The 13,053-nt window shown below is 38.4% G+C and carries 14 protein-coding genes and 1 riboswitch; of the genes, 1 reads left to right on the top strand and 13 read right to left on the bottom strand.

The genetic code is table 11. The features are described from left to right. Positions 1–7: 7 nt before the first annotated feature. Entirely contained in the window at positions 8–475 is a 468-nt protein-coding gene (locus ACAN52_RS03230) for an FHA domain-containing protein (protein WP_378952145.1), read from the bottom strand. Position 476: 1 nt separating this feature from the next. Then, entirely contained in the window at positions 477–1,247 is a 771-nt protein-coding gene (locus ACAN52_RS03225) for an FhaA domain-containing protein (RefSeq protein WP_378952142.1), read from the bottom strand. 208 nt (positions 1,248–1,455) lie between these two features. Between ACAN52_RS03225 and ACAN52_RS03220 the strand changes: the two genes are divergently transcribed. Further along, a complete protein-coding gene (locus tag ACAN52_RS03220; RefSeq protein ID WP_378952139.1) occupies positions 1,456–1,839 on the top strand; it encodes a pyridoxamine 5'-phosphate oxidase family protein in 384 nt (127 codons plus the stop codon). Positions 1,840–1,908: 69 nt separating this feature from the next. Here the strand turns inward: ACAN52_RS03220 and rlmN are convergent, their stop codons facing one another. The 11 genes from rlmN to remA form a co-directional block, all read right to left on the bottom strand. Then, positions 1,909–2,976, bottom strand: a complete 1,068-nt coding sequence (gene rlmN, locus ACAN52_RS03215) for a 23S rRNA (adenine(2503)-C(2))-methyltransferase RlmN (RefSeq protein WP_378952136.1) — start codon at positions 2,974–2,976, stop codon at positions 1,909–1,911. Positions 2,977–2,985: 9 nt separating this feature from the next. Then, positions 2,986–4,317 (bottom strand): 16S rRNA (cytosine(967)-C(5))-methyltransferase RsmB, encoded by a 1,332-nt coding sequence (gene rsmB / locus ACAN52_RS03210; protein WP_378952133.1) that lies wholly within the window; start codon positions 4,315–4,317, stop codon positions 2,986–2,988. 70 nt (positions 4,318–4,387) lie between these two features. Beyond that, positions 4,388–5,149, bottom strand: a complete 762-nt coding sequence (locus tag ACAN52_RS03205; protein WP_378952131.1) for a DUF116 domain-containing protein — start codon at positions 5,147–5,149, stop codon at positions 4,388–4,390. 13 nt (positions 5,150–5,162) lie between these two features. Then, a complete protein-coding gene (fmt, locus tag ACAN52_RS03200) occupies positions 5,163–6,104 on the bottom strand; it encodes a methionyl-tRNA formyltransferase (protein ID WP_378952128.1) in 942 nt (313 codons plus the stop codon). A 2-nt stretch (positions 6,105–6,106) separates the two neighbouring features. Beyond that, positions 6,107–6,562: a peptide deformylase gene (def, locus tag ACAN52_RS03195; protein WP_378953087.1), complete on the bottom strand. Its 456-nt coding sequence runs from the start codon at positions 6,560–6,562 to the stop codon at positions 6,107–6,109. Positions 6,563–6,648: 86 nt separating this feature from the next. Continuing rightward, positions 6,649–9,081, bottom strand: a complete 2,433-nt coding sequence (gene priA / locus ACAN52_RS03190; protein ID WP_378952125.1) for a primosomal protein N' — start codon at positions 9,079–9,081, stop codon at positions 6,649–6,651. Positions 9,082–9,241: 160 nt separating this feature from the next. Continuing rightward, positions 9,242–10,432: a methionine adenosyltransferase gene (gene metK / locus ACAN52_RS03185; protein WP_378952122.1), complete on the bottom strand. Its 1,191-nt coding sequence runs from the start codon at positions 10,430–10,432 to the stop codon at positions 9,242–9,244. A 62-nt stretch (positions 10,433–10,494) separates the two neighbouring features. Further along, positions 10,495–10,600: riboswitch (SAM riboswitch) on the bottom strand. Between the two features lie 67 nt (positions 10,601–10,667). Beyond that, positions 10,668–11,852, bottom strand: a complete 1,185-nt coding sequence (coaBC, locus tag ACAN52_RS03180) for a bifunctional phosphopantothenoylcysteine decarboxylase/phosphopantothenate--cysteine ligase CoaBC (protein WP_378952120.1) — start codon at positions 11,850–11,852, stop codon at positions 10,668–10,670. A gap of 9 nt (positions 11,853–11,861) precedes the next feature. Then, positions 11,862–12,068 carry a DNA-directed RNA polymerase subunit omega gene (gene rpoZ / locus ACAN52_RS03175; protein ID WP_378952117.1) on the bottom strand — a complete coding sequence of 69 codons (207 nt, stop codon included), beginning with the start codon at positions 12,066–12,068 and terminating at the stop codon, positions 11,862–11,864. Positions 12,069–12,089: 21 nt separating this feature from the next. Beyond that, a complete protein-coding gene (gene gmk, locus ACAN52_RS03170) occupies positions 12,090–12,704 on the bottom strand; it encodes a guanylate kinase (RefSeq protein WP_378952114.1) in 615 nt (204 codons plus the stop codon). A 24-nt stretch (positions 12,705–12,728) separates the two neighbouring features. Continuing rightward, positions 12,729–12,998 carry an extracellular matrix/biofilm regulator RemA gene (remA, locus tag ACAN52_RS03165; protein ID WP_378952111.1) on the bottom strand — a complete coding sequence of 90 codons (270 nt, stop codon included), beginning with the start codon at positions 12,996–12,998 and terminating at the stop codon, positions 12,729–12,731. Between the last annotated feature and the right edge of the window lie 55 nt (positions 12,999–13,053).

The following is a 13,053-nucleotide window of genomic DNA, read 5'->3' as shown; positions in this document are numbered from 1 at the left end:
ATATCCCTCACCCCTCGAAGCGAAATGTTACCGCTCCAATTTTAATTAAATCACCATTTTTTAACAAAGTTTCTATATTCACAGGCTGATTATTTAAATAGGTTTTATTTGTACTATTCAGATCCGTCAGCCAATATCCCTGCTTATTTTTATTAATAATAGCATGTTCATAGGACACAAAGGCATCATCAACAAAAATTTCATTATGCTCACTGCGCCCAATCGATAGTGTACCGCCCATAATAAATTGATCCCTTTCTAATTGAACCTGGCCACGATCAATCACTACTAGCTTACCTCTATCATCATGTGTTCGAGTACTGCTTTTAGGCTTTACAGAAGTACGATTTTCTGGTGTTCTTACATCTTTCACGATAAGATTAATGACTCTAAATAAAAAATAATAAATTAAAATCAGTAAACTATATTGCAACACAATACCAATTAAATTAAAGACCAATGCTTTATTAGGCAATTTAATTCACCTCATACAAAATAACTGTATTACCTATTTTGATGCGATCACCGACCTCTAACTCCTTACGCATAATACGATGGCTATTGACATATGTACCATTTAGACTTTTGGCATCATAAATTACATGATGATTTTCTTCATATACTACATAAGCTTGCAAACGAGAAGTATTCATATCTGTCAAAGGTAATTCATTGCTCGCACGTCGACCAATATTAATACGGTGAATCCCCATATTAACTTCCAGCCCCATATCTGGCCCTTCTACCACCATTAATATCCCAACTAGATCAGCCTTCTTGAGAAAATCACAGTCAATTTTATCAAAAATACGAGTATCAGATACTTCCTGGCAGTCTACTTGAATACCTAAGCCATCAGTTTCCTCAATAAGAGGTTCGCTAAAGGTACTCAGAATGCGAAATTTCCCCTTACCAACACTATCATCCTGATAAATTTCTACAAATGGTATGCCACTCATAGTGTATTTTCGACTTTTCGCTTGCTCAACTAAATAAATAGAAAGTTCTTTGCAAATAGACTGACTATAAGATCCAATGCGCTCATAATCAGCCTTATTTAAGTAAACCATATAAGAGTTTGGTACATAAATTTGGGAAATACCAACAGTTCGCTCATCATCCATTTGCCGAACCAACTGTTTGGCAATCTCTACAGGTTGTAAACCACTCGAAAATTTATTATTAAAAAAACCTTCAATATATTTCTCAAATATATTTTCCAAACTTCGTACAAACTTCACGGCCATTACCTCACCAATAAATTAATATATTATATTATACGTTATATTCCCAGCATAGTCAAAATACAGGATTAATATGCTATAATAATCAACTCTAAATAATCCCAAATTTTATTTATTAAATATATTTTTAATTTCTATTTGGTGAAGAAGGTTTTAGTAAAAATAATCAGGAATATAAACATCATAACAAATCATTATAGGAGGACTAATTATGAACTTTAAAGAATATTTTGCATCTGTAAAAGGTACTGGCGTATTATCGACTGCTGATGATGATGGAGTCGTCAATGCTGCTGTCTATGGCACTCCCCACACGATAGAGGACGGTCTGCTCTCTTTTATTATGCGTGAACGTAAAACTCATAAAAATATTGAAGTGAATCCACATGCTTGTTTCTTATTTATTGAAGCTGGTACAATGACTGGTAAACGGATCTATCTTACTAAAGAAAAAGAGGAAAAAAATACAGAATTGTTGTTTTCTTTACGCCGTCACTGTAAGAAAGATGGGTGTAAAACGGATGAAAATCTATATTTAGTATCCTTTCGTGTAGATAAAGTATTACCCTTAGTCGGCGCTGGAGAAGAAAATTAATAGAGTCTAAGATGGGGTGGCACTTGCCACCCCATCTTAGACTCTATGGATAAACATCAATTTTTCTTGCTAAAGATCACTTGCTTCTATCACTTTTGCTTCTGTTAAATTTTTGTGCCGCAACTGCCCGCAAGCAGCCAATATATCTGTACCCATTTCACGTCGCACTGTCACATTGATTTTTCGTTCAAGAAGAATTTGTTCAAATAATTGCACCTGTTTATTGCTTGGACGCAATAATCCCCGCTCAAGTACGGAATTAACAGGAATTAAATTCACATTTGCCAATCGCCCTCTCATGAGTCCTGCCAATTGTTTAGCATGATGAGCTTGGTCATTGACATCGGCGATGAGTACATATTCATATGTAACTTGCCGCCCTGTTTGCTGTGCATAACGGTTGGCTGCCGCTAGCACTTCAACAAGTGGATAACGATTATTAATCGGCATCAGCTGTGAACGAATTTCGTTATTAGGCGCATGTAATGAAATAGACAAAGTGACTGGTAAACCTTCATTCGCTAATTGATCAATTTCCGGTACCAAGCCAGATGTCGATATAGTAATACTGCGATAACTTAGATTTAAGCAATAATCTGCATGACATAAACGTATAAATTTTAATACATTTTCATAATTTGCGAGAGGTTCTCCAGCTCCCATAATTACAATGGTATTTACATGTTGCTCTTCTTGCTGCAACAGTTGATTCACATATAAAACTTGAGCTAAAATTTCGCCACCTGTTAGATTTCTGGTAACGCCATTTAAGGTTGAAGCACAAAATACGCAACCCATCGCACATCCAACTTGCGTGGATACACAGACACTATTTCCATAAGTTTGCCTCATCAATACCGTTTCTACAGCCATGCCATCATGAAATCTTAATAAATATTTACTCGTCTTACCATCAGCAGACTGCTGAACAGCTTGGGTTGACACTCTATGAATAACAAAGTGCTCCATGAGCAATTTACGATGATCTTTCGACAAATTAGTCATATTTTCAAAATCATCAATACCATGCTGATAAATCCATTTTGCAATTTGTGCAGCACGAAATTTAGGCAAACCATAGGGCCCAATGGCTTCCCCTATTTCCTCAACAAACATACCAAAAATATTAATTTTCATACCTATCACCTATCTCACTCGCGTTAATCGTGCTATGAAGAAACCATCTACTTCATCAATATGAGGCCACAACTGAACCATATCAGCATCATGACCGGTAACAGGTAAAAAATTCCCCGTCTTTTCCAATATAAACTCCGATCGTTCCTTCAGGAAACTTTCAACAACAGCTTGGTTTTCTTCAGGTTCTGTTGTACAAGTACTATAGACTAACACACCGCCTACTTTGACACAATCAGCAGCACTATGTAAAATTGTCTTCTGCAGTTTTGGGAGTTCTTGTAACATAGATTCTTCTTTGCGCCAGCGTGAATCAGCCTTACGCCGCAATACGCCAAGACCAGAACAAGGGGCATCGACAAGTACTCGATCAGCCTGTGCAAAATATTGTTTACCAATGGTTGTCGCATCCAAAACCTTAGCTTCAATAATGTTGATCCCTAAACGTTCAGCGTTTTCTCGCGTAATAACCAACTTATGCTCATGAATATCACCAGATAATATGCGTCCTTTATTTTGCATCAATGCCCCAATATGAGTGCTTTTCCCCCCTGGTGCAGCACAGGTATCAATAATGAATTCACCAGGCTGAGGATCAAGAACATGAGCAACTAACATCGAACTTTCATCTTGGATTTGAAATAATCCTTCACGTAATGATTTCAAGGTAATAAGAGCTGGAGAGCTATGACAAATGATTCCTTCAGGAGTCCATCTTGAAGGTTCAGCCACTACGCCTTCACTCTCTAAAATGAGTAATAGCTCTTCCCGAGTATTTTTTAAAGTATTGGTACGTAAGCAAAGAGGAGGCGTCAAATTATTAATTCGGCATAAATCTTCTGTTGCCTCAGCTCCCAATCGTTTTAACCAACGCTTTACTAACCACTCAGGATGAAAATAAGTTAAAGCTAAGAATCGCGCCATATTCTTTTCTTTATCTGGATATACTATTTTTTCAGGAGTCCGACCAGCATTTCGTAAAACAGCGTTCACAAATTTAACAGTACCAATATGTCCATATTTTTTCGTCAATTCTACAGCTTGATTACACGCTGCAGACACAGGTACCTTAGACAAAAAGAACATCTGATACATACCCATACGTAAAATATTCAAAATAACAGGTGCTATTTTATCTACGGGTCTATTAATATAGTGACCGATCATCCAATCTAAAGTAGCCCCCGCCTTAATGGTTCCATAAACTAATTCTGTAATGAAACGTCGATCTTGTTCAGACAGTTTTTGCCGATTTATTTCTCTAGCAAGTGCGATATTCGCATAGGCTTGATTCTGAGTTACATCATTAATAATTTTCAGAGCGACTTCTCGTGCATCCAAAAAAACACCTTCTCTATCATATATATAAGTTACATCGTACACAGGTTACTTTCTAAAGGTTTTTTCATTTTTAAGAAATAAAATCTTGTACGGCTTCTTCCACTCGTGCAACATCAATTCTAGTATTGCAACATGGACCATTAGGACGTTCATTTAAAACACCAATAACAGGCAGAGGAAAAACATCTTGAATACCGCTTGTCAGGTCTCGTTCACAAGCAATCGCAAGTACAGCATGAGGTCTTAAGGTTTTAATCACTTTACGCGCTAGTGTCCCACCTGTAACAATTGCCACATGCACACCATATTTTTCAGAGATCGTTAATAAATCTCCCACCTGACACGCACCACACTTGCGACAATTGGAGATATCATGAGTCACTTTATATTGGCATAACTCTTGCTGAATACAATGAGGAGTTAGAATTAATAACTTCTCAGGTTTAACCTTTGTTCCTTTAGTGTGCATTAAATGATTGCTTACTTCAATGAATGAACGCTCGACTCGTTCTTTTTCTACATCAAAAAGTTTACCAATTTGGATGGCAAGAGGGAATAACAAATTAATGGCCGACCATGCAGGTCCTTGAAAAAAAGCTAAGGTTGAAAATCCTAAAATCGTCAAAATAATACCACCAATTCCAACTCCAATGAACAATAGGACCAGTGCCAATAACATTCCAAGAATCACCGGCAAATATTCACTAATATTTGCGAGTCCTGGAAAACTCACCATCCACAATCCATAAGTGGAAAGGCTGGCTAAACACAAACTAGCAAGTATTAATGCTAGAAACAGTCTTTTCTTCGGACGAACCATCACCTCAATCATTACTATTCACCCTCTATTTCAATATATCGCCAATCACAATACCATAACCGCATACAAAATCTTTTCCACTCATCCGACGTTTACTAGCAGGTTGAACTTCTAACACTTCGAGCATACCGTCCCCTGTTTCGATCACAAAACCATCAGCCGTGATTTTTGCTACTCGACCTGGCAAACTCGTTAGTTCTTCACTTTGACAAACCCGCGTCTGCCAGGTTTTTAAATTCTTATCTTGATAGGAACAATAAGCCCCAGGCCAAGGATTAAGGCCGCGTACTAAATTATGAATATCAATAGCAGAACGATTCCAATCAATCGCTTCCACTTCCCGATGTAACATTGATGCATAGGTAGCCTGTTCGTGATTTTGCTCAATACGTGGTGCCTTGCCGTCTACAATGAGCTGTAGTGTTTTGCCAAGCAGCGCCGCACCACTTTCTTTTAGTTTATCATGAATCATGCCTGTTGTTTCATTTTCTTGGATAGGTACTTCATCCTTTAGAATCATATCACCAGTATCCATGCCTACATCCATATACATGGTTGTTACACCAGTCAGCTTTTCGCCGTTAATGACCGACCAATGAATCGGTGCTGCTCCACGATAATAAGGTAATAAGGAGGCATGTACATTAATACAACCTAGAGGTGGTAGATCTAACATCACTTTTGGCAACAACTGTCCAAATGCCACAACGACAATCAAATCAGGTTTTAGCAGCGATAACTCCATTTGAAACTCTATTTCTCTTACCTTATTCGGCTGCAGGACAGGAAAACCATAAGCAAGTGCAGCTTCCTTAACTGGTGACTGGGCCAGTTTTTGTCCCCGACCTTTAGGACGGTCAGGTTGAGTAACCACTGCAACAACGTGATGGCCTTCAGCAACCAATTGATCTAAACATGGGACGGCAAAATCTGGCGTCCCCATAAATACGATACGTAACTTTGACATCATCATGGCCCCTTATGAATGGTTTTTGATTTTTCAATAAATAATACACCTTCAAGATGATCAATCTCATGTTGCAAAGCTCGGCTCAGCAAACCAGTTCCTGTAATTTTAACTTTTTTACCAAAACGATTTAATCCTTCCACTGTGACTTCAGCAAATCTCTCGACTTCGCCAAATACTCCAGGAATGCTCAAACAACCTTCAGTACCTAGCTCACAACCAGAACTAGCAGTAATCACTGGATTGATTAATTCAATAAGTCCATCACCTACATCAAGAACAATCACGCGTAATGACACCCCAACTTGTGGTGCAGCTAACCCTACGCCATCAGCCTTCTCCATGGTTTCAACCATATCGTCAAGAAGTTTTCTAATTTTTTTATCGATTTTTATTACTGGCTGGGCTGTATCTTTTAAGATCGTATCACCAGCTTTTCTTATTTCCAGAACTGTCATCATAGCCCTCCAAAAAAAAATTATAAATCATGCCAAATTCTATCACAAAAACATGTAAAAATCCATGCTTAACTTAAACAAAATCTCTACATAATACTAATTGGCTCCACATCAATCACTACATCTGTACGCACCGTCAACCCCATGGCAACAATGGCTGACTTAACATGAATCAGATCAACTGTTTTTATTACGATATTCATGCGAAAAACATCTTTGATCTTAGCAACTGGTGCAGGAAAAGGTCCTATGACCTCAATATTCTTCTCTTGATCTAACATGGATTTCAATTCATTGATAATCATCTCTGCTTGACTCCGCGCCTTGCTCTCTTGATCTGCTTGCATGGTTAACTTAAGAATTTGCCCATAAGGAGGATAACCAAGTCCTTGACGATAACCAATTTCTACATCGTAAAAAGCCTGATAATCATGTGCGGCTCCTGCTTGTACTGCATAGTGCTCAGGATTATAGGTCTGAACTACGACTTTCCCAGGTTTATCGCCGCGTCCTGCACGACCAGCTGCTTGCGTTAGCAAGGAAAAAACACGCTCTGCGGCTCTAAAATCCGGCAAATTCAATATACTATCTGCAGCGATAATGCCAACTGCAGTGACATTTTTAACATCATGACCTTTTGCCACCATTTGCGTACCAAGCAAAACATCATATTCACCTTTAGCAAATCCATCTAAAATACGATCATAGGCCATTTTACCACCAGTTGTATCTTGATCCATCCTGATCGTACGTATACTTGGAAACATTTTCTCCAAATTTTCTTCTAACTTTTGTGTACCAGTTCCAAAAAAACGAATATAGGGGCTACTGCATGCTGGACAAGTCGTTGGCGTAGACTCTACAGACTGACAATAATGACAACGTAATGTATTGCCGACCGCATGATAAACAAGAGAGATATCACAATGCTTACACTTTACAATATGCCCACATTCACGACACATGACAAAAGTAGCATAACCTCGACGGTTGAGTAAAATAATAGCCTGCTCGCCAGAACTAATCGTCTCAGCTAACAATTCCTGTAATGGCAGTGAAATCACACTACGCCGTTTCTGGCGAAGCTCTTCTCGCATATCAACAATAGTCACCTCAGGCAACAAGGCTCCAGCAATACGTTTGGACATGGATAACAAAGTATGCTTCTCATGCAGTGCTTCATAATAAGTTTCAACTGCTGGAGTTGCACTTCCCATAATCACAACTCCATTTGCTAATTGAGCTCGCCTAAGAGCCACTTGCCTCGTATGATAACGAGGTGCTTCTTCCTGTTTATAGGTAAACTCATGTTCTTCATCCATAATAATGATTCCTAGATCAGGAAGGGGAGCAAACACCGCTGAACGTGCACCAATCACAATCCCCGCTTGTTTAGTGCGCAGACGTTGCCATGCATCATACCGTTCACCTGTAGATAATTTACTATGCATCACAACGACATCATCACCGAATCGAGCTTTAAATCGAGAAACAATTTGGCTCGTCAAGGCGATTTCCGGAACCAGAACAATGGCCTGACGATGATTTTGTCTAGCCAGCGCTACTGCTTCAATATATACCTGTGTTTTACCACTCCCCGTAATACCATGGAGTAAAAAAGAGTGATATTCTTTAGCTTGCATTTTAGGTTTAATTGACGCCAAAACCTGTTGTTGCTCTATTGTTAATGATACCTGAGTTCTTGCCCCACGTACATCAGCATAGCTATCACGTATAACCTGAACCTTTTCCAGAACCAGAACTTTTTCTTCTATCAATTTTCGAGCCGCATCATAACTCATATTGTTGTTTTTAAATTCATCATATGCAAGTTGATCATGAGCCATTAAATAAGTTAGTAAACGAGCTTGTGCTGGTTTGCGTTTATATTGTTCAATAAAAGCATGATCGACTTGCTGATTCGTGGCTAAACGTATAAGATTCTTGTAGCGATGAGAGGCTGTTTTTTTCATAACAGCTTCTCCTATAACGACATGTTTACGCACCAAATAACGCACTATTTTTAAAACTGACGCACCAAACTGTTTTTCAAGTTTAGCTGAGTTAACGGAAGGATGTTGATTGATATACATAAAAACCTGACAAGCTTCTATGGATTTTACGCCCAAACTGGCAAGAACCTTATCAACATCAATATCATCAGCCACACGATAAGTTGTCACACTCTTAACGCCTGATTTTCCTGGAATAAATAACCGCATTGCATCAACTAAATTACATACATAATATTCACTGATCCACTTAGCGGTGTTCATCATATTTTCATCAAACCATATATCATTGTCCAATATATCTAAAATAGGTTTTAAATCATCCTGGCTAGGGTATTGCCCCTCAGTCACATCAATAATAAAACCTTCTAATTTACGATTGCCAAAAGGAACTACAACACGCCAACCTGCGCCAACATAATCTAAATGGGTTGGGACGACATATGAAAATGTCTTATTGATACTTCTCGTTGCAATATTTACTAAAATGTGAGCTATACGTTCCATATTTACCACCATTCAATGTGATTTTCATACTATAAGAAAATCAAGTTCTTTGATACAGACACACTTCCTGTATCGCTCTGATTCTGTAAAGTAAAAGAAGGGGGATCTCACTGAGTCCCCTTCTTTACATATGTTACATATATTCTTCCTATTCTTAAAATTAAAGATTCGCTTCTTTACGCATAATTTCAGCTTTATCAGTGTGCTCCCAAGGTAAATCAATATCAGTACGACCAAAATGTCCATAAGCAGCAGTTTGACGATAAATAGGACGACGTAAATCTAAAGCCTTAATAATGCCTGCTGGACGTAAATCAAAATGTTTTTTAATTAAAGTGGCGATTAAACTTTCTTCGACTTTAGCCGTTCCAAAAGTTTCCACCATGATCGACACTGGCTGCGCAACACCAATTGCATAAGCTAATTGAATCTCACATTTATCAGCAAGTCCCGCAGCAACTACATTTTTAGCTACATAACGAGCAGCATAAGCAGCTGAACGATCTACTTTTGTACAATCTTTACCAGAGAATGCTCCGCCACCATGACGTGCCATACCACCGTAAGTATCAACAATGATCTTGCGCCCTGTAAGTCCAGCATCACCTTGTGGACCACCAATGACAAAACGACCAGTCGGATTAATATAATATTTTGTTTTATCATCCAGCAATTCTGCTGGCACAATTGGAATAATTACTTTTTCAATCATATCTTTTTCAATGGTCGTGAGCTCAACATCAGGACCATGTTGTGTTGAAATAACAATGGTATCAACACGAACTGGTTTACCATCTTCATACTCGACTGTAACCTGAGTTTTACCATCGGGACGTAAGTAATCCAATTCATCTGTTTTGCGTACTTCAGATAAACGGCGTGCTAATTTGTGAGCAAGAGATATGGTCAATGGCATGTACTCTGGAGTTTCATTGGTTGCATAACCAAACATCATCCCCTGATCACCAGCTCCAATGGCTTCTACATCATCTTTTTCACCTTTTTTAGATTCTAGTGATTGATCAACACCCATCGCAATATCAGCAGACTGCTCACCAATTGAAATAAGCACTCCGCAAGTATCACCATCAAAGCCAAATTTAGCGCGTGTATAGCCGATATCTTTAATTGTTTCACGTACAAGTCTTGGAATATCAACATAACAATTTGTGGTGATTTCCCCAACTACATGAACTTGCCCTGTCGTAACAAGAGTTTCACAAGCAACTCTGCCCATAGGATCTTTTGCCATAATTGCATCTAATACACTATCGGAAATTTGATCCGCCATTTTATCAGGATGACCTTCTGTAACTGACTCTGAAGTAAATAATACACGTTTTTTTTCCATAACTGATTCCTCCTGTTTTGTAATAAAAAAAAAACTCCCTAAAGGGAGCGTGAACTTCACTCTCCCCATCTTGCGGATCACGCCGCAGGAATTGGCACCGTTTTCGGAAAATCCAAATGGTTGCCGCGGTTTCATCGGGCCAATCCCTCCACCATCTCTTGATGAGTATATAAAATTTTAATTGCTAAACTAAATTTTAATTTATAACTTCAATAAAATCAATCTTTTTTTACTATTATATGCAAATTCGATCCAAAATAATCTCTGCCAGTTCTTCTTTTGACATTTTACTTAGCTCTTCTATATGACCATCTCGATAAATTAACTTGGCAATATTGGTATCAACATTAAATCCAGCCCCGGGCAATGTAATGTCATTAGCCACAATCATATCTAAATTTTTTCGAGTGAGCTTTTCTTGAGCATGAACTAATAATTGCTGAGTTTCAGCTGCGAAGCCAACTAAAATTTGGTGTTTCTTTAATTGACCAAGCTCAAATAAGATATCTGGGTTTTTTTCTAGTACCAGTTCTAATGTAGCACTATTTTTCTTTATTTTATTAGGACTCATCGTTTGGGGGCGATAATCAGCCACTGCCGCCGCTTTGATTACGATATCACTATCAGAGTAATGAGAGAGAACTGCGTCTCGCATTTGCGCAGCGGACTCAACTGATTGAAAGGTAACGCCAACAGGTGGTGTTAAATGAGTAGGCCCTGATATAAGAGTCACTTCCGCCCCTCTACTAACAGCAGCTTTAGCTATGGCATATCCCATTTTACCACTCGAACGATTACCGATATAACGTACAGGATCAATGGCTTCTTGAGTACCACCAGCAGTAATTAATACTTTCTTGCCCGCAAAATCTTTTTTACAATTGAACATGTCGATCACTTTTGCCACAATCGCTTCTGGCTCAGGTAAACGTCCGACTCCTTCTGTACCACATGCCAACATACCACAGCCGGGTTCAATAAAATGATATCCTAGCTGAGTTAATTTCGTAATGTTTTGTTGAACAATAGGGTTCAAATACATGTTTGTATTCATTGCAGGTGCGAGCAATACAGGAGCTGTCGTCGCCATCACTGTCGTTGACAACATATCATCAGCGATGCCATTGGCAATCTTACCAATCATATTTCCAGTAGCAGGAGCCAGCAAAAATAAATCAGCACAGCTCGCCAGTGCAATATGTTCAACATTCCAATTTGTCGTCTCAGCCCACATATCGACCACAACGGGATGTCCACTTATTTCACGGAAAGTCAAAGGTGTAACAAAGTTTGCCGCTGATTGAGTCATAATAACATACACATTAGCTCCCTGTTTTTTAAGTCGGCTAACAACGTCCACCACTTTATAAACAGCAATGCCACCTGCTACTCCAACAACAACATTCTTTCCTTGCAACATGTAGTCCTCCTATTTTATGCCACTTTTCGTTCGCTCATAAGTGATTTTATCTTGTGCTATTTCTTCTAAGGCAATCGTGACTTGTTTATTTGATTTACTATCGACTGAAGACGGAGAACCGTCCATAATTTCACGTGCTCTTTTGGCCGCAAGTACCACCAAAGTATATTTACTATCAACTTTAGTTACCAAGGTATCGATTGATGGATTAATCATGATAGTCCCCCTAAAAATTTATTATTTAGATTCAATTAAAATATTTTCAATTATATTCATATTACGGTTAACTTGACATTTTTCCGCAATAATAATGGCAGCAACTTTTTTAGCTGCACGTTGCACTTCATCATTTACAACTACATAATGATAATTATGTACATGAGTTAATTCATCATTTGCTGAACCTAATCGAGTTTTTATATTTTCTAGGCTATCTGTTCCACGCTTATGAATACGTTTGGCCAGTTCATCTAATGATGGCGGAACAATATAAATACATACACCTTGTGGAAATTTTTTCTTAATTTGCGTAGCTCCCTGTGTATCAATCTCTAGTACAACATCTTTACCATTATTTAAAAGTTCTGCAATATGTTGATAAGGAGTTCCATAAAAATTACCATAAACTTCAGCCCATTCCAATAACTCATCTTTTTCAATCATCTGTTGGAACTCTGCGTGTGAAACAAACCAATAGTTAACCCCATTCTGTTCTCCCACACGCGGTGCTCGAGTTGTTGCAGAGATAGAGTAATTTAATTCAGGATCACTACGCAGCAATTCTTGACAAATTGTACCCTTACCTGCTCCAGAAGGACCAGAAAGTACAATTAAAATCCCTTGTTTCGCCATCTATGCTGCTCCTTTCAATACTGACTACTCGGCAGCATTATCATCACTAGTCTCTTTATTTACCAGGCGATGTGCTACTGTTTCTGGTTGTACGGCTGACAAAATGACATGATCGCTATCAGTGATAATAACGGCTCGCGTACGTCGTCCATAAGTTGCGTCAACAAGCATTCCTCGATCGCGAGCTTCTTGAATAATTCTTTTAATAGGTGCTGATTCAGGGCTTACGATGGAAATGATGCGATTGGCAGATACAATGTTACCAAAACCGATGTTAATAAGTTTAATTTCCATAAATAACATTCCTCCTATGTTTATTGTGTAGAATGTGATTTCTAAGGGCTTTTTA

Source organism: Pelosinus sp. sgz500959, assembly GCF_042610375.1.
In the GTDB taxonomy this organism is placed as follows: domain Bacteria; phylum Bacillota; class Negativicutes; order DSM-13327; family DSM-13327; genus CTSoil-075.
The sequence above is the reverse complement of the archived record's forward strand: the minus strand, read 5'-3'. Positions and strand labels throughout refer to the sequence as shown.

What these genes read in the sequence shown, in the direction of transcription:
- ACAN52_RS03225 (WP_378952142.1), bottom strand. Translation starts at nt 1,247, where the DNA reads ATGGCCGTGAAGTTTGTACGAAGTTTGGAAAATATATTTGAGAAATAT.
- ACAN52_RS03220 (WP_378952139.1), top strand. Translation starts at nt 1,456, where the DNA reads ATGAACTTTAAAGAATATTTTGCATCTGTAAAAGGTACTGGCGTATTA.
- rlmN (WP_378952136.1), bottom strand. Translation starts at nt 2,976, where the DNA reads ATGAAAATTAATATTTTTGGTATGTTTGTTGAGGAAATAGGGGAAGCC.
- ACAN52_RS03205 (WP_378952131.1), bottom strand. Translation starts at nt 5,149, where the DNA reads ATGATTGAGGTGATGGTTCGTCCGAAGAAAAGACTGTTTCTAGCATTA.
- fmt (WP_378952128.1), bottom strand. Translation starts at nt 6,104, where the DNA reads ATGTCAAAGTTACGTATCGTATTTATGGGGACGCCAGATTTTGCCGTC.
- def (WP_378953087.1), bottom strand. Translation starts at nt 6,562, where the DNA reads ATGACAGTTCTGGAAATAAGAAAAGCTGGTGATACGATCTTAAAAGAT.
- priA (WP_378952125.1), bottom strand. Translation starts at nt 9,081, where the DNA reads ATGGAACGTATAGCTCACATTTTAGTAAATATTGCAACGAGAAGTATC.
- metK (WP_378952122.1), bottom strand. Translation starts at nt 10,432, where the DNA reads ATGGAAAAAAAACGTGTATTATTTACTTCAGAGTCAGTTACAGAAGGT.
- coaBC (WP_378952120.1), bottom strand. Translation starts at nt 11,852, where the DNA reads ATGTTGCAAGGAAAGAATGTTGTTGTTGGAGTAGCAGGTGGCATTGCT.
- rpoZ (WP_378952117.1), bottom strand. Translation starts at nt 12,068, where the DNA reads ATGATTAATCCATCAATCGATACCTTGGTAACTAAAGTTGATAGTAAA.
- gmk (WP_378952114.1), bottom strand. Translation starts at nt 12,704, where the DNA reads ATGGCGAAACAAGGGATTTTAATTGTACTTTCTGGTCCTTCTGGAGCA.
- remA (WP_378952111.1), bottom strand. Translation starts at nt 12,998, where the DNA reads ATGGAAATTAAACTTATTAACATCGGTTTTGGTAACATTGTATCTGCC.